At 55.1% G+C, this 15,943-nt stretch carries 13 protein-coding genes; 9 read left to right on the forward strand and 4 right to left on the reverse strand.

Annotated features, from left to right (window positions below):
- Positions 1-28: 28 nt before the first annotated feature.
- On the forward strand, positions 29-1,300 hold the full coding sequence (fabF, locus tag YERSI8AC_RS17925; protein WP_022522316.1) for a beta-ketoacyl-ACP synthase II: 1,272 nt from the start codon (positions 29-31) through the stop codon (positions 1,298-1,300).
- 61 nt (positions 1,301-1,361) lie between these two features.
- On the opposite strand, the gene YERSI8AC_RS17930 is transcribed toward fabF, so the two are convergent.
- Together YERSI8AC_RS17930 and YERSI8AC_RS17935 are read right to left on the reverse strand one after the other, a co-directional pair.
- Positions 1,362-2,246 carry an alpha/beta fold hydrolase gene (locus tag YERSI8AC_RS17930; RefSeq protein WP_138799889.1) on the reverse strand — a complete coding sequence of 295 codons (885 nt, stop codon included), beginning with the start codon at positions 2,244-2,246 and terminating at the stop codon, positions 1,362-1,364.
- 117 nt (positions 2,247-2,363) lie between these two features.
- The gene (locus tag YERSI8AC_RS17935) at positions 2,364-3,248 is read right to left on the reverse strand and encodes a LysR family transcriptional regulator (protein ID WP_009287358.1); all 885 of its coding nucleotides are present in this window, start codon (positions 3,246-3,248) and stop codon (positions 2,364-2,366) included.
- Between the two features lie 122 nt (positions 3,249-3,370).
- On the opposite strand from YERSI8AC_RS17935, the gene YERSI8AC_RS17940 reads away from it, so the two are divergent.
- Both YERSI8AC_RS17940 and YERSI8AC_RS17945 read left to right on the forward strand, forming a co-directional pair.
- Positions 3,371-4,381 (forward strand): zinc-binding alcohol dehydrogenase family protein, encoded by a 1,011-nt coding sequence (locus YERSI8AC_RS17940; RefSeq protein WP_022522314.1) that lies wholly within the window; start codon positions 3,371-3,373, stop codon positions 4,379-4,381.
- A 108-nt stretch (positions 4,382-4,489) separates the two neighbouring features.
- Positions 4,490-5,293, forward strand: coding sequence for a helix-turn-helix domain-containing protein (locus YERSI8AC_RS17945; protein WP_159177249.1), 804 nt, complete (start codon positions 4,490-4,492; stop codon positions 5,291-5,293).
- Positions 5,294-5,319: 26 nt separating this feature from the next.
- On the opposite strand, the gene YERSI8AC_RS17950 is transcribed toward YERSI8AC_RS17945, so the two are convergent.
- The gene (locus YERSI8AC_RS17950) at positions 5,320-5,910 is read right to left on the reverse strand and encodes a TetR/AcrR family transcriptional regulator (protein ID WP_022522312.1); all 591 of its coding nucleotides are present in this window, start codon (positions 5,908-5,910) and stop codon (positions 5,320-5,322) included.
- Between the two features lie 409 nt (positions 5,911-6,319).
- On the opposite strand from YERSI8AC_RS17950, the gene YERSI8AC_RS17955 reads away from it, so the two are divergent.
- The 6 genes from YERSI8AC_RS17955 to YERSI8AC_RS17980 all read left to right on the forward strand — a co-directional run bounded on the left by YERSI8AC_RS17955 (position 6,320) and on the right by YERSI8AC_RS17980 (position 14,930).
- The gene (locus YERSI8AC_RS17955; RefSeq protein ID WP_138799887.1) at positions 6,320-7,534 is read left to right on the forward strand and encodes an efflux RND transporter periplasmic adaptor subunit; all 1,215 of its coding nucleotides are present in this window, start codon (positions 6,320-6,322) and stop codon (positions 7,532-7,534) included.
- A complete protein-coding gene (locus YERSI8AC_RS17960) occupies positions 7,531-10,653 on the forward strand; it encodes an efflux RND transporter permease subunit (protein WP_022522310.1) in 3,123 nt (1,040 codons plus the stop codon). Before YERSI8AC_RS17955 ends, YERSI8AC_RS17960 begins: the two co-directional genes overlap by 4 nt.
- Positions 10,653-12,059, forward strand: a complete 1,407-nt coding sequence (locus YERSI8AC_RS17965; RefSeq protein ID WP_159177250.1) for an ATP-binding protein — start codon at positions 10,653-10,655, stop codon at positions 12,057-12,059. Before YERSI8AC_RS17960 ends, YERSI8AC_RS17965 begins: the two co-directional genes overlap by 1 nt.
- A gap of 87 nt (positions 12,060-12,146) precedes the next feature.
- Entirely contained in the window at positions 12,147-12,842 is a 696-nt protein-coding gene (locus YERSI8AC_RS17970) for a response regulator (RefSeq protein WP_022522309.1), read from the forward strand.
- A 14-nt stretch (positions 12,843-12,856) separates the two neighbouring features.
- Positions 12,857-13,558 carry a response regulator transcription factor gene (locus YERSI8AC_RS17975; protein WP_022522308.1) on the forward strand — a complete coding sequence of 234 codons (702 nt, stop codon included), beginning with the start codon at positions 12,857-12,859 and terminating at the stop codon, positions 13,556-13,558.
- On the forward strand, positions 13,551-14,930 hold the full coding sequence (locus YERSI8AC_RS17980) for a sensor histidine kinase (protein ID WP_022522307.1): 1,380 nt from the start codon (positions 13,551-13,553) through the stop codon (positions 14,928-14,930). Before YERSI8AC_RS17975 ends, YERSI8AC_RS17980 begins: the two co-directional genes overlap by 8 nt.
- On the opposite strand, the gene YERSI8AC_RS17985 is transcribed toward YERSI8AC_RS17980, so the two are convergent.
- Positions 14,923-15,933 (reverse strand): AbrB family transcriptional regulator, encoded by a 1,011-nt coding sequence (locus YERSI8AC_RS17985; protein WP_022522306.1) that lies wholly within the window; start codon positions 15,931-15,933, stop codon positions 14,923-14,925. The genes YERSI8AC_RS17980 and YERSI8AC_RS17985 overlap by 8 nt on opposite strands.
- Positions 15,934-15,943 lie beyond the last annotated feature (10 nt).

A 15,943-nucleotide genomic window follows, 5' to 3' on the forward strand; every position in this document is an offset into this window, starting at 1 on the left:
TGACCATATCAATAATTCAGGAGTCACTATGCACTCACCTATCGTGATTACTGGCATGGGTATGGTCAGCCCGCTAGGCAACAGCGTCAACACAAGTTGGCAGCGACTGGTTAACGGTCAGTCTGGCATCAGCACCATTGACCGCTTTGACACAAGTAATATCCCGATCAAAATTGCCGGGGTGGTGCCGAGCATTAGCCATGACCCCAGCGGCGGTATTGACCTGGATGAGATAGCTGACCCCAAAGAGCAGCGCAAAATGGACTTGTTCAGCCTCTACGCATTGGCGGCAGCCAAAGAGGCACTGTCACAGGCCAACTGGTTTCCCGTTGAGCAGGCTCAGAAACGCAGAACGGCCACCATTATTGGTTCCGGCATTGGCGGCTTCCCTACCATTACTCAAGCCCAAAAAACCCTTGCCGAGCGAGGCTATCGCAAACTTTCCCCCTTCACGGTGCCCGCCTTTCTAGCCAATTTGGCTGCGGGCAATCTGTCCATTCGCTATGGTTTTCAAGGCCCACTGGGGTGCCCAGTAACGGCTTGCGCGGCAGGTCTACAGGCGATTGGCGACGGTATGCGCATCATACGCAATGGAGAAGCCGATGTAGCCCTCGTCGGCGGTGCCGAGGCATGTATTGACCCGCTTTCACTCGCCAGCTTTAACGCTCTAAAGGCCGTTTCCACAGAAGCAGACAACCCTGAACGCGCGTCCAGACCCTTTGATAAAGCCCGTAACGGTTTTGTGATGGGAGAAGGCGCTGGCGTTATGGTGATCGAAACGCTTGAGCATGCGGTCGCGCGGGGTGCAACGCCGTTAGCGGTGATTAGCGGCTACGGCACCAGCGCAGATGCCTATCATCTAACGGCAGGCCCAAAAGATGGGGCTGGCGCAGCAGCAGCGATTCAAGCAGCGCTAGGCATGGCGAACCTTACCACTGATGCTATTGACCATATCAATGCCCACGCTACCTCGACCCCCGTTGGCGACCGGGCTGAAATTGCCTCATTGCGTAATGTATTCGGCGAGCGCTTGCCCGCCATCCCGATTTCGGCAACGAAAGCCGCCACAGGCCATCTCTTAGGCGCAGCAGGGGGCATAGAGAGTATTTTCTCTGTATTGGCAGCCAATACGCAGCAACTTCCGCCTACCATCAATCTTGAGCACTGCGATGATGATATGCAGGATTTAACCTTCGTCACGGCGACTCATCATAAGCACGTCACTAAGCATGTATTGTGCAACGGATTCGGTTTTGGTGGCGTCAATGCGGCGCTTATTGTTAGCAGTATCGAGCGTTAAAGACGGAAATAAATAAACCGATCTGCCGCCAGGCTATGATCGGTTTATCTAAACACTATTGTCATCCTTTCTTGCATAGAAACGACAGCGCTTCCTCAAGCAGCATTTCAGGAACTTCCTCAGCGATGTAGTGGCCGCAAGGCAGCGCTTTGCCGTCTACATCGGTGGCGACTTTTTGCCACTCGCTTAAAGCATCGAAGCAGGCTTCAATAGCGCCTTCAGCGCCCCACATCACTTTTATCGGGCAGGTGAGTTTTACACCCGCGTCGATATCTGCCTGATCGTGCGCTAAATCAATCGTGGCGCTGGCGCGGTAGTCGCCGCAAATGCCGGTGGCGGTACCGGGGAGCGACAAGCAGCGCTCATATTCGGCCAGGGCTTCTGAGGAGAAAGGCGCCATACCGGCACTGCGGGCACCCATTACGCTTTTCAGATATTGGGTGGGATCGCTCTGGATCAGCATTTCCGGCAGCGGCTGAGGCCGAATCAAGAAGAACCAGTGCCAGTAACTGCGTGCAAAGGCCTCGTTGGTGCCGCGATACATGGCAAGCGTCGGGGCGATATCCAGCAGCACCATGCGCTCTACGCGTTCAGCGTGGTCAACACCTAAACGGTGGGCGACCCGCGCGCCGCGATCATGGGCCAGCACTTTAAAACGCTCGAAACCCAGCGCGCTCATTAGCTCAGCCATATCCTGCGCCATAGCGCGCTTGGAGTAATTTAGATGCTCAGGATCATCGTCGGGTTTACTGCTGTCACCGTATCCGCGCAGATCCGCGGCGATAACGGTGAAATGTTGGGCAAGTTCTTCTGCTACTTTGTGCCAAATCACGTGGGTCTGAGGGTGGCCATGAAGCAGTAGCAGTGCCGGGCCTCTGCCACCCATTCGAAAAGCGATCTCGACGCCATTAACGTGGCGCGTTTGTTTTTCAAACCCATGAAACATGGTGTTCTCCTGGTCTGCTGGCAATGTAACTAACACAACGTAATCGCGTAACCCTTTTATAAACGCCTATATCAGTGATTCGCAATACAAGTTGATGTTAAACCCTGACCTCAGTCGCTAGCGGCTGTAACCTTTTAACTGCTGAATAAGAAAGTCTTTTAACGCTATCACGGCAGGCGTCAATGAAAGGCGATGAGGGCACACAAGGTAAAGCGGCGTTGGCTCGCAGGGAAACTCCTCCAGCATTGCCACTAGGCGACCATTGCGAAGATCTTCTTCAACGTCTAGCCGTGACTTGTAAGCAATGCCCTCGCCAGCCAATGCCCAGCGCCGCACACAATCGGCATCGTCGCTCACCCGATTGCCTTTTACGTTGATGTTGTCACTCCCAAACTTCCACTGGTTATGAACACGTTCGCCAAGCACGAAACACAGACAGTTGTGCTGGTGTAAATCGTCGGGGTAAGCAGGACTGCCATGACGCGTAATATAGTCTGGAGAGGCACATACCACGCGATAGTTATCGCTTTTAAGCGGCAATGCGACGAGGCTGGAGTCTTCTGGAACGCCGTATCGCAGGGCGATTTCTACGGGTTGGCGGAACAGGTCACTCACGCGGTCACTTACTCGCAGGCGTAAATGCAACTGCGGGTGCTGGGCCATAAAGGTGTCCAACCAGCCCAGCAGCACATTGCGACCCAGGTCGGAAGGCATGGCAAGACTGAGCTCTCCAGCGATCTCTTGGCGCTCGCGGTGAAGTTCTTTCTCGCCTTGGTTGAGAGCATTGAGCGCCGCTTTAGCGTGCACAAGGTAGTGTGCGCCCGCGGTGGTTAGCCGCAAACTGCGGGTAGAGCGCACCAATAGCCGTGTGCCTAGCGCGTCTTCCAAACGTTTGATGGCCACACTGGCCACCGCTGGAGTAATCGCTAACTCCCGCGCAGCGGCAGAAAGGCTGCCGTACTCGGCGGCATAGGTCAGCACTTTTAGATCATCGACACGCATTAGACCCCCTGGCGCCTGCTATCTTCAAAATTTATTAGAAACTGTTAGCAAGATTACCCCTCTTTTTAGCAAAACAACATCCAGGCATGATGGCGCAACGACAACTCACGAGACTCCCCATTATGAAAGCGATTGCCTTTACCCAAAGTCTGCCTATTGATCATCCTGATGCACTTCAAGAGATTGAGTTACCGATCCCAACACCAGAAGCCCACGATATTCGTGTTGCGGTTAGCGCCATTTCCGTAAACCCCGTTGATGCCAAAGTGCGCAACAGCGCCTTGCCGAAAACCGGCGAGCCGCGCGTACTTGGGTACGATGCTGTGGGCATTGTGGATGCCGTTGGCAGCGCCGTTACGCGTTTTCAGCCAGGTGACCGGGTGTGGTATGCGGGTAACGTTGCTCGCCAAGGCTCTAACGCCGAGTTTCAACTGGTCGATGAGCGCATCGCCAGCCTAGCGCCAAAAAGCCTTTCTGACACTGAAGCCGCTGCGCTTCCATTAACCGCCATTACCGCTTGGGAACTGCTGTTTGACCGGCTAGAGCTGGGCATGCGCGATACCCAAGGCAAAAGCCTGTTGGTGATTGGCGCAGCGGGGGGCGTGGGCTCAATCCTTGTGCAACTTGCCAAACAGCTCACCGATATTACTGTTATTGGTACGGCGTCTCGGCCCGAAAGCCAATCCTGGGTGAAGTCGCTAGGCGCGGACGCAGTGATTGACCACCACCAACCACTTGATCAGGCGCTTAAAGTGGCAGGCTTTGACGGGGTGGATATGGTGATCAGCCTTAACCAAACCGATCACCACTTTGAGGCCATTGTTGAAGCCCTTAAGCCTCAGGGCAAATTGGCACTGATTGATGACCCGGAACTGATCGATGTGCGGAAGCTCAAAGTGAAAAGCCTTTCGCTGCATTGGGAGCTGATGTTTACCCGCCCGTTATTCACCACCGACGATCTTGCCAAGCAGCACGATCTGCTCACAGAAGTGGCAGCCATGGTCGATGATGGAAGGCTAACAACCACCTTAGGCGAGGTGTTAGGCCCCATTAATGCTGAGAATCTAAAACGCGCGCACGCACTTATTGAGAGCAACCGCACGATCGGCAAACTGGTCTTGGAAGGTTTTTAAACAAAAAATTGCTTAATGGGCGCGACGGCCCTGGCACAAGGCCGTTGCACTCTGAGGCGTGAACCATCACATTAGGCAGCCACGACACCAAGAGAATCGAGTCACCCCATGCATGACGATTTTGTGGCCAACCTGCGCCTGCTCTGCAGCTACTACCCGTCTATTGCAGAGGTTTGTCGGCGTTTAACGATCAACCGTGCTCAGTTTAACCGCTACCTGAGTGGGCGCTACCGCCCCAGCCACGCCACTCTTCAGCGCATTTGCCACTTTTTCGGCGTCACCACTGAGGATATCGCGCTACCCCATCATGATTTTCGTGCTCTGGTACAAACCGGCCAGCTCAATAGAGAAGCAACCCCAGCAACGCTGCCTTGGCCTAACGCGCTGGTTCAGCGCGGCAGCGAAGGCATGGAGCGCTATATTGGCCGTTACTTTGAGCTTTATCACTCAATGTCGCGACCGGGGCAGTTAATGCGAACTTTGGTGTGCCTGGAAGCACGGGAAGGTGGCGTGGTCTATCAGCGCACCGAGCGGATGCAGACCACGCCCGGCTCCCGCCCGTGTCACAATCGTTATGTAGGTACCGCGGTTAAGCTTGCTGATCGACTCTTTTTGGTCGACCACGAAACCCTTAACGGCCATGAAATCACTCAGACGATTCTGTTTCCGAGTTTTCAGAGCCAAGTAACGCGTTTGACCGGCTTAAAAATAGGCGTGGCGGATAACAGTGAACGCATGCCCTGCTGTGTGCGGGTGGTGTATCAACGCCTGGATGAACAGGTCAGCCTGCGCGAAGCGCTGGCACAGTGCGGTTTAATAACACTGGACGACCCTTCACTTGATGACGCTCTAATAGCCGCCACTCGAAACGATGTGGCCGCTGATGAGCATCACTTCAGAGCTCGTCACTAGAGCACGGATGTTTAAGTAGGTAAGCGTTAAGAGGAAGGCACCAGCACTTGCTGGAACAGAATCTTTTCAAAGTGTTCCATGGGCTCGACGGATTTCAACGTCTTGGCGCGTAGAATAGCGCCTTCCCAGCCGGTAAGAATAAAGCTGGCTAGCGCTTCTGGGGGCGAATGGGTGGCAATATCTCCCCGCGCCTGGGCATCTTCCAGGCAGCGCACAAAACGCTGCTCCCAGCGCTGAAAGACTAGATTTAGCGCATCGCGGAAGGTATCGCTCTGCCCCGAAAGCTCTTGGCCAAGGTTGCCAATCAAACAGCCCGTGGCGTGGTCGCACTCGTGCATATGCTCACGGCCAGCCGCGAAGTAACGTTTTAGACGCTCAAGCGGCGGCGTGTCATTATCTTCCAGCAGCGCCATCAACGTTTCATCATAGCTGGCGGCAAAACGCTCGATCACCGCCAACCCGAAATCTTCTTTGCTGGAAAAGTAGTGATAGAAAGAGCCTTTAGGCACACCGCAGGTTTTTAAAACGGCATTAATGCCCGTTGCGTTGTAGCCTTGCTGACTAATCAGCTGGGCGCCGCTATCGATTAATTTGTCGCGCGTTGCAGTATTTTTCATATGCCTAAAGTAGACCAGTCAGTCTATTGCTTTCAAGTGAGAGAAAGCCAAGTGAATGAAAGCCAATTTGTAAGAGAACCCAATTGTAAGAAAATCTAGCTGTAAGAAAGCCTGGTTAAGTGGCAATTGCATGTTATTTGCACATTTTTTGACTAATGGCTGCTTAACAATGCGCGATGCTGGGCTTTGTACGAAAACTGCCTGCGCTCGCCAATACGGCGTTAAAAATCAACTCGTGCCCGAGTCCGATCAAAATGTTCATTTACACCCGTAAATTCGCACGCGAATCCGATCCTTTTTTCGTTGATTTTTGCCTTATCTAGCCTTCGCTCGGCGACTTTTCGTACAAACCCTAGCATCATACGCTTATTTTTCTGGAATTTTCGCTCCCAATGGATGACGCGCGGTAATGACTCTTTCTCGCTATTACGCTACGAATCAACATGGCCGCATTCGTTTGGGTGCTGTGGTCGCATTATTGATTCTTATTACCACATTGGCCCTTGCTTGGTGGATCATTACTCAACCACCGCGTATAGAGCGTACCCCACCGCCAGAGCCTCTGCCTAGTGTGGTAGACGTTGTCACGGTGAATGCCAGTTCCCAGGCACCCAACCTGTACGCTTTTGGGCGTGTTGAAGCAGAGCAGGAGACGATGCTGGCCAGCCGAGTAGCGGGCCAATTGGAGCGTTTTGCTGATAACGTTGTGCCCGGTCAGGTGGTCGAGCAGCAGGCCCCTGTAGCCTATATAGACCAAGCCGACTTGGCCCTGAGCCTTGAAGATGCTGAGGCGCAGTTGTCCAATGCTCAAGCGCAGCTGGCGCTAGAGCAGGCGGAGCAGCAACGCGCCCGCAGCGAGTACGAATCTTTTGGTCGTCAGCTCTCAGCAGAGCGGCGGTCACTGGTACTACGCGAACCGCAGCTGCGCCAAGCACAGGCCCAAGTCACCCAAGCACGAGTGGCCCGCGACCAAGCGGCGCTGAATGTGGAACGCGCCACTCTCACTGCTCCCTGGCGGGCCATGGTACAAGAGCGCCTGGTCGGCGCCGGCAGCCTGCTCAGCCAGGGTACAGAAGTAGTCCACTTGGTGGGCGTTGAGCAGTTTTGGGTGCGCGCTTCGCTTCCCAGCGAGTGGACGGAGTGGCTGGAATCGGGCAGCAGCGTTACGTTAACCAGCCGCGGCTGGCCCGAAGGCGCCACACGCGAAGGACTCCTGGTCTCAATGCTACCCAGCCTTGAAGAGAATGGCCTGCAGGCACAGCTGTTGATTGCGGTTAACGACCCGCTCGCCCTAGAGACCGACGGCCCTGCCCTGCGCCTGGGCGATGTCCTGCGCGCCTCTTTTCAACCGGCTATTCAGGAGCAGCTTATTTCACTACCTTCTGCGGCTCTCCGCCCGGGTGACGTAGCGTGGCGGGTAGATGAAGAGAATCGTTTACGCCGAACGCCGGTCACCCTGGCTTATCGCGGGGAAGATGATGCTTTGATTCGTGGCGGCTTGGAAACCGGCCAGCAGGTCGTCACCGCGGGCTTGGCCCAGCCCAGAGAAGGCCAGCTAGTGCGCATTCGTCACCCCAACGACACCCCGGCTCAAGCAGGAGATGGACCGGGAGATGAATCATGAAGGTACCACGCGGCCCATTGGCTTGGATGGTAGATCACGGGGTAGCCCCCAACTTATTGATGGTGCTGTTTATCGTCGGCGGCCTAATGGCGTCGCTAGCGATTAAGAAGGAAGTGTTCCCTGAATTCGACATCGAAGTTGTGCAAGTCACTATCAGCTACCCTGGCGCCACACCAGAGGATGTGGAACAGAGCCTGCTGCTACCGGTGGAAGCCGCGATTGCCGATGTAGAGGGCATCGACGAGCTGACCGCGACGGCCAGTGAAGGCAGCGCCAGCGTCTACGCAACGCTGATTGATGGTGTGGATGTGATGCGCGCCTATCAGGATATCCAGCAGGCGGTGAACGCCATCACAACCCTACCCAGCGCTGCCGATCCACCCCGCTTTACCCTCGCGGGGCGCTCCCGCAGCGTGTTGAGCCTACAGGTTTACGGCCAAGTCGGTCTGGAAGCACTGCACAACGCGGCCGAAGATGTACGCGGTGAACTGCAAGCCACTTCCGGCATCTCCCGTGCGGAGCTATCCGGCAACCGCGAGCGAGAGATTCAAGTCCACTTGGACGAAGAGGCCATCGAGCGCTATGGCCTTGATCACCAGGAACTTGCCAACCGCATTGCCGAAGAAGCCCTTGATCTTGCTAGTGGCCAGCTCACTACGGAAGAAGGTGAATGGCTGATTCGCTATCAGGGACGGCGTAACAGTGCCGAGGCCTTTGCCGAGCTGCCGATTCTGACCAGCACCCAGGGGGCGCCGATTACCCTGGGCGAGATCGCCAGAGTCAGCGATGGCTTTGCCGAAACCGACCGAGAGGAGTTTTATAACGGCCAGCCCGGTCTCTCTGTGGATGTTTACCAGATTGGTGATCAAACCCCGACCAGTATTTCGGAAGCGGTCAACGGTGAGCTTGAGCGCCTACGCGCAGGTATGCCAGAAGGCGTCAGCCTGGATATTTCCCGCGACAGCTCAGAAGTTTACGAAGATCGTCTTAGCCTGCTGTTAAAAAACGCCTGGATGGGGCTAGCGCTGGTATTGGTACTCATGGCGCTATTTTTGGAAGCGCGGTTGGCGTTCTGGGTCACCCTGGGCATTCCAACGGCGTTCCTGGGTGCCATGCTGTTTCTGCCCTGGATCGGCGTCTCGCTCAATATGATGTCGATGTTCGCCTTTATTATCGCCCTGGGGATCGTGGTAGATGACGCCATTATCGTTGGTGAGAATATCTACAGCTACCGGGAAGAGGGTTACTCACTGCGCGATGCGGCGGTCAAAGGTGCCAGCGAAATTGCCACGCCGCTAACCTTTGCGATTCTGTCCAATATCGTCGCCTTCCTGCCGCTGCTATTTTTACCCGGCTTTTTGGGACTGATTTTTGCCACCGTGCCGGTAGTGGTGGTGACGGTATTCTTGATTTCCTGGCTGGAAGCCTTGGTGATTCTACCCGCTCACCTGGCGCATAGTCGCAAACCGCGCCAAACCCCGGCGTGGCAGCGTCCCCTTGAAGCACTGCGCCAGCGCCTTCAGGGGGGCCTGCACCACTTTACTTATCACCAGTTCGAACCGTTCCTGCAACGCGCCCTCAATCAGCGCCTGCTGAGTATTTCGCTGGGCATCGCGATTCTGTTGATCGCGCTCTCCTGGGCGATGAGTGGGCGTTTGGGCTTTTCCCTGATGCCACGGGTCGAATCGGATCAGGTGCAGGCCACGGTCACCCTGCCCATTGGTAGCAATATCAACGTTAGCCGCGAGCTTAGCCAACAGTTGCTCGACGCCGCCGATGCCCTCAGCGAGCGCGAAGAGACACTTAGCTTCAGCAGCTCACGCAGCCGCTTAGATGGCGAAAGTTTGGAAGTGCGTTTGGATATTGCCAGCGAGAGCCTGGAAGCGTGGCCACCCTCGCGTATCGCCCGGGAGTGGCGTGATCTCACCGGCGATTTACTCGGCGCCCAGTCGGTTCGTTTTGAAGCCGATGTCGGCGGGCCCGGTAGCGGCGCGGCACTCAGCCTACGTCTTTCGCACCCAGATACTCAGGTGCTGGAAGCCGCCGCCGAACGCTTAGCGGAAACGCTGGGCGGCTATGGCCTCACAGATATCGACAGCGGCCTTGGTGACGGTAAACCGCAGTTAGAAATGCGTCTTTCTGCCGAAGGCCGCGCCTTGGGGCTCACGGGTAATAATCTAGCCCAAGCCCTGCGCGGGCCACTCCAGGGCGCCACCGCGCTTGAACAGTACGTGGGGCGCAGCGAAATCAGCGTTGAGGTACGTTTACCCACCGACAACCGCGACAGTTTGAATGAGCTCTACCGCATGCCGGTGCGCACACCTGATGGGCTGAGTGTACCGCTATCGCGAGTGGCCGACATTACCATCAGCCAAGCCTCTAGCAGCCTTGAACGCATTAACGGGCGGCGGATTATTACCGTTACCGCTGACTCGGAAAGCGATGTGGCCATCAATCAAGTGCTCGCCACGCTCCAGGAAGAGGAGTTTCCCAGTCTGGAAGCGACCTGGCCGGGGTTGGAAGTCAGCATGGGTGGCCGTCAGCAGGATACCGCCGACAATTTAGCCACGCTAAGAACTTCCATGTGGTTAATGATTGCCGCGCTCTATGCACTGCTGGCGATCCCGTTTAGAAGCTACCTACAACCACTGCTGGTGCTGGCCGCGATCCCCTTTGGCATTGTTGGTGCCGTCGCTGGACATATGATCATGGGCTTCGGGCTATCCATCATTAGCCTGCTGGGTATGCTGGCGCTCTCAGGCGTGGTCATTAACGACGCCTTGGTGCTGATTGATTACGCCAATCGCAAACGCCGTGAGGGCATGGCCGCCCGGGAAGCCATTGTGGCAGCAGCCACCCGCCGCTTACGCCCGATAATGATGACCACGCTGACGACCTTTCTAGGTCTGGCACCGATGATCTTGGAAACGTCCAGACAAGCGCGCTTTATGATCCCCATGGCGATCTCGCTCGGCTTCGGTATGCTTTTCGCCACAGTGATACTGCTGATCCTGGTGCCCTGCCTCTATTTAGGCATGGAGAATGTTCGCGAGCGGCTCAGCGCGCCACGCCAACCGACACTAGATAAAAACCCTAGCCAAGAAGAAGGAGCCCACTGATGGCCTTGCTCACAGCCATACGTCAATGGCGCCCCTCTCGGCTGGGGCTCAAGCTGTTCGTGATTATTCTCAGCGTCAATGTAGCGATCTCAGCGAGTATGTTTCTTGCTGTCTCGTACAGTATTGACCGCGGCTTTCTCGACTACCTCAACCAGGCCCAGGAACGCCGTGCCACACTGCTGGCTGACGGCCTCGTGACTCGCTGGGAAACCCAGCAGAGCTGGGGATGGCTGGAGCAGTCACCGGAACGCTGGCCGTATATTGTCCGCTTTGAACTGGGTCAGGAGCATAGTGACCGCCCTTCGCCACTCGGTGAGGCGCGGGACTTCACCCTGCGCGCAGCGGATGGCCGTTTTGTGGTGCTCCCCAGGAGCGGGCGCGAAGGTTCGGGCAGTTGGCATTGGCTAACCCTTCGCAGCGGCGATACCGATATCGGCTCGCTGGGTTTTCGGCCGCCCCGAGAAATGATGGAGCGTATGGAGAGCCGCTTCCTTGAGCGCCAACAGCGTAACTTGGTGCTTATCGTGATATCACTCTGCGTTGCCTCACTGCTACTGGCAGGCGGGCTCTCCTGGTGGCTGGGGCGACGCACTCGGGCACTGGCGGGCGCCACGCTGCGGCTTACCGAGGGCGACTATCGCACTCGACTGCCTGAACGCGGTCGCGATGAGCTATCGCGCCTGGCACGCGACTTCAACGTATTGGCGGCAACGCTGGAGGCCAGCCGCGATGCCCGCGCCCGCTGGGTTTCTGATACCGCCCACGAGCTGCGCACGCCGCTGGCGGTGCTGCGCGGCGAAATCGAAGCCATGCAGGATGGGATTCGTCCATTGAATCAGGAGAACCTTAGCTCCCTCGCCCAGGAAGTGGGGCAGCTAGAGCGTTTAGTGGCGGATTTACGCTTGCTATCGCAAAGCGATGCTGGCGCGCTGGATATTCAGCTGGCGCCGATGGATCTTAGCGACTGCCTTGCCAGCCGCCTGTCCGACGCCGACCGCTGGTTAGTCGAAAGCGGTTTAACGCTGACCGAACAGATCGAGCCTGGCATTATGATTCGTGGCGATGCCCAGCGCCTGCGCCAGCTGTGGAACAACCTGTTGGATAACAGCTGCGCCTATACCCAGCCGCCGGGAGAGCTACGCGTCACGCTTACCGCTCAGCAGGGAATGGCCGTAGTCATCTGGGAAGACAGTACGCCAGGCGTGCCGGAAGGTGAATTAGCCCGTTTGACCGAGCGGCTCTATCGCGTTGAAGGCTCGCGCAGCCGTGCCAGTGGTGGCAGCGGTTTAGGACTTTCAATTGCCAGCGCCCTGGTTAATGCCCACGGCGCAACGCTGACGCCCTCTAGCTCAACGCTAGGTGGGCTAAGCTGGACGCTACGTTTTCCGCTGTTGGCTGCTGATTAATATTTCCGGGATTAGTATCACCAAAACTGATAGTACAAGAACCGTTACGCCCTGCTTTCACGTTCACTGTTAAGCGAGTCTACCTTTATGTCTCATGCTGCCTCTTTACTGATTGTTGAGGATGAACCGAAGATTGCCCGCCTAATGACGGACTACTTAACCACCCACGGTTTTGAGGTAACCACCCTGGGCCATGGCGATGAGGTGATACCGTGGCTGGAGCAGCACTCCCCTGCGTTGGTACTCCTCGATATCATGCTGCCAGGCAAAGATGGCCTCACCCTCAGCCGGGAAATACGTCAGCAGTGGCCTGCCATTGCCATCATCATGGTCACCGCCAAGGTAGAAGAGGTCGACCGCTTGCTAGGGCTGGAACTAGGTGCCGACGACTATATTTGCAAGCCGTTTAGCCCCCGGGAAGTCGTCGCACGGGTCAAAGCGGTACTACGCCGCAGCCAAGCGGCGGCCGATGCCCCAGCCGAGGTGCAAAACGCACCGGTGGTATTAAACGAAGATGGCTGGCAGGCGCTCGCCCATGGGCAGGATTTAGGCCTAACGGCGGTGGAGTTCCAACTATTGCGGGTAATGATGCAGGCGCCGGGCCGGATTTTCAGCCGCGAGCAGCTGATGGATCACATGTATCGCGACAACCGCATCGTCTCGGAGCGCACCGTGGACAGCCACATCAAAAAGCTGCGCAAGAAGATCCACGAAGCGCTTCCAGAGCTGGAGATCATCCGTTCTGTCTATGGCGTAGGGTATAAGTACCAGCCGGAGGGATAACAACAGGACTGCTTATGAAGGCGCTTGTAGTAGAAGACAACGTTAATTTAGCCAACTCTATTGCAGCCACACTTAGCGAGGCTGCCTTTAGCATTGATGTCGCCGACGATGGCAGAAAAGCACTCCATATGCTTGAACAGGGCGGATACGACCTGTTGGTGTTGGATCTTGGCCTGCCTGAATTGGATGGCATCTCCTTACTACGCACATTACGCCACCAGCAGGATACGATCCCTGTCTTGATTATTTCGGCACGCGACAGCCTGGATCAGCGCATACATGGTCTTGAAGTGGGCGCAGACGACTATCTATGCAAGCCTTTTTCGTTGGAAGAAGTTACTGCACGTGCCCGTGCGTTAGTGCGGCGTGCCAAGCACTTTGGCGGAGAAACGCTGCAGTGTGGGCGCTTAGAGTTTTTACCTGATGCCATGGAGCTTCGGCTTGATGGCAAACCCTTGCTGTTGCATCGCCGCGAGTTAGAAGTCATGGAGTACCTGCTGATAAACCAAAATCGCCTCGTTAATAAGGATCAAATTATCGACCGACTATCTACCTCCGATGAGTCGGTCAGCTACGCCGCAGTGGAAACTTACATCTCCCGGATTCGTAAAAAAATTGGCTACGATTTCGGCTTAAAAACGGTACGCGGCCTGGGCTATTACCTGGAATCTAAAGACTACGAACCTAAAGACGTGAAAGCCCCTGGCTATGAATAAACGCCAATCGATCCGCAGTCGGCTGCTTTTATGGATTGGACTGCCTTTCACCGCCCTCGCGATCTTGGCATTGATCTCTAGTCACCTGCTGCTGTCTCGCCAAATTAATGCCACCTTTGATGACCTGCTACTTAATGCAGCTCAGAGACTGGAGCGTCGAATTTACACAGCGGATGGTGAGCTACGCATCAATATGCACTATTTCAGCATCAGTACACTTGGCAGCAGAGGTGAAGGAAAAATTTTCTATCGCATTAAAGAAAATGACGGAGACATAATCGCAGGCTTTAGCGGTTTGACAGATCCACCCCAAACGTCGCACGAGCCAATTTTTTATGATGTAGATTATGCGGGCAATGCTTTAAGAGCTGTTGCGCTCACCCTTCCGTTCCGGCGCGGAGGCGAACCGGTAGACATTGAAGTCGTCGTCGCCGAATCAAAGGAAGCCCGCCACACCCTTACCAACGACTTCATGATAACGCTCACAGGATTAATGGTCGTTACAGGATTACTAGCAATTTCAATTGCACTTTTAGCCATTCACCTTGGGTTAGCACCTCTTAACGCGGTTAGCCAAGCCTTGCGACAACGTTCACCGAATGACTTGCATGCATTGGATGATGCAGCCCCAAAAGAGATCCTGCCGCTAATCCAGAGTATTAATCATTTAATGCAGCGTATGCGGCGCAGTATTGAAAGCACTCAGCAGCTCAATGCCGATGTCTCGCATCAACTTAGAACACCTGTCTCAGAAATTCGCGCTTTAACGGAAATGTCGCTTAAAGACCCCTCGCACTCACCCGCTCATACTAGCCTGCGAGAGATTCAACGCATCGCTGAACATGCCAGCCATACCGTTAAGCAACTGCTTAAATACGCCAAAACACGCAGTGAATTAGTCGATACGTCTCATCTCGAAAGTGTCGATTTAATCGCCATTTGCCATGATGCCTGTGCCCAGACTGCCCCTAATATTTATAAACAGAACCAAGAACTCGCCTTTGATCAACATAAAGCAATACCTAACATTTTGGGCGACCCCATTATGCTGCGCTGGTTGGTGACCAATCTCATCGAAAATGCCAGCGTGCATGCGGGTGGCAGCATGGCCTATAGAGGCGTTATAACCGTTGCACTAACGGCTGACACGCGCCAAGTAACGTTAACGGTTAGCGATGAGGGTACCGGCGTGGAGGAAGCGCAGCTTTCCAAATTGACGGAACGCTTTTTCCGCCACAACAAACATACGCCTGGAAGCGGATTAGGGCTGGCCATTGTGGAACAAATTGCCACGACGCACTCTGCCCGACTGGCGTTAACGAATCGGCCCCAGGGCGGCTTTGAGGTCTCGGTGACTTTCCCCGCTATTTAAGCGGCTGATTGACTATTCGCAGCATTAGCGGGGTCATAAAGATCAATAGCAGTAGGCGCAGTATGTGGTGAGAAACAACATAGACTGGGTCGATACCCATCACCATGGCGATCACCGCCATTTCTCCTACTCCACCAGGAATTAACGCAAGCAGGACAGCAACGAAGGCTAGTTGGGTAAAACTTGAAACCAACCACGCCATGAGCGCCGCTAACACCAACGCAAATAGGGCAAAAGTAATCCCATAGCGCCCCATGCTGACTACCTGCGACCACTGAGTCCCTGAAAAACGCGAGCCTACAGAAGCCCCCAGCACCAGAAAGGCTGCAAGCACTACCCCGGTCGGCAGGGAGTAATCAAATCCAAGATTAGCAATAATGGCCCCTGCGGCCATGGGCCCTAAAAACTCAGGCAGAGGAATTCTTAATAAGCGCGCTAACCACCAACACAGTGGTGCCAATAACAGAGGCAAAATATCGACTAAGGCTAGCGCTGATGGTGAACTGGCAAGCGCTACATCATCAACAAAAAAACTCGCCACGAAAGCCGCACCCGAGACCACGGTGACTAAGCGTAGTGAGTGAGAGATGGCGATCCAACGTAAATCTCCATTTGCACGTTCAGCCAGCACCAGCGCTGAATTCATACTCCCTGGATACGAGCAAAAAATAGCATTCATCCGCCCTACTCTTGCTCGGTTAAAAATCCAGAACCCGCCGATCAGCATTAGTCCCATATAAACCAGCATTGCCAGCACACTGGGGTACCACAAAACCAATCCTACGAGCTCATCTGCTTGGATTCGACTCCCGATAAATAGCCCTAGCAGTGCGATGGCGGTGCGGTGTACGCGCTTATCGACACCTGTTTTCACCCCCACCAGTGATAAGCCCATCACCATAAACAGAGAACCAAGCATCCAAGCCAAGGGCAATGAAAAAAGGGTGGCAAACCAGCCACCCACAAAACCCAAGCCAACGGTAATGACAGTTTTTTTCAACATTTCAAATTCT

The organism is Halomonas sp. 113, assembly GCF_904067645.1.
GTDB lineage: Bacteria > Pseudomonadota > Gammaproteobacteria > Pseudomonadales > Halomonadaceae > Vreelandella > Vreelandella titanicae.

Excerpts from the sequence above, each read along its gene's own strand:
- fabF (WP_022522316.1), top strand. The coding sequence starts at position 29 with ATGCACTCACCTATCGTGATTACTGGCATGGGTATGGTCAGCCCGCTA.
- YERSI8AC_RS17930 (WP_138799889.1), bottom strand. The coding sequence starts at position 2,246 with ATGTTTCATGGGTTTGAAAAACAAACGCGCCACGTTAATGGCGTCGAG.
- YERSI8AC_RS17935 (WP_009287358.1), bottom strand. The coding sequence starts at position 3,248 with ATGCGTGTCGATGATCTAAAAGTGCTGACCTATGCCGCCGAGTACGGC.
- YERSI8AC_RS17940 (WP_022522314.1), top strand. The coding sequence starts at position 3,371 with ATGAAAGCGATTGCCTTTACCCAAAGTCTGCCTATTGATCATCCTGAT.
- YERSI8AC_RS17945 (WP_159177249.1), top strand. The coding sequence starts at position 4,490 with ATGCATGACGATTTTGTGGCCAACCTGCGCCTGCTCTGCAGCTACTAC.
- YERSI8AC_RS17950 (WP_022522312.1), bottom strand. The coding sequence starts at position 5,910 with ATGAAAAATACTGCAACGCGCGACAAATTAATCGATAGCGGCGCCCAG.
- YERSI8AC_RS17955 (WP_138799887.1), top strand. The coding sequence starts at position 6,320 with ATGACTCTTTCTCGCTATTACGCTACGAATCAACATGGCCGCATTCGT.
- YERSI8AC_RS17960 (WP_022522310.1), top strand. The coding sequence starts at position 7,531 with ATGAAGGTACCACGCGGCCCATTGGCTTGGATGGTAGATCACGGGGTA.
- YERSI8AC_RS17965 (WP_159177250.1), top strand. The coding sequence starts at position 10,653 with ATGGCCTTGCTCACAGCCATACGTCAATGGCGCCCCTCTCGGCTGGGG.
- YERSI8AC_RS17970 (WP_022522309.1), top strand. The coding sequence starts at position 12,147 with ATGTCTCATGCTGCCTCTTTACTGATTGTTGAGGATGAACCGAAGATT.
- YERSI8AC_RS17975 (WP_022522308.1), top strand. The coding sequence starts at position 12,857 with ATGAAGGCGCTTGTAGTAGAAGACAACGTTAATTTAGCCAACTCTATT.
- YERSI8AC_RS17980 (WP_022522307.1), top strand. The coding sequence starts at position 13,551 with ATGAATAAACGCCAATCGATCCGCAGTCGGCTGCTTTTATGGATTGGA.
- YERSI8AC_RS17985 (WP_022522306.1), bottom strand. The coding sequence starts at position 15,933 with ATGTTGAAAAAAACTGTCATTACCGTTGGCTTGGGTTTTGTGGGTGGC.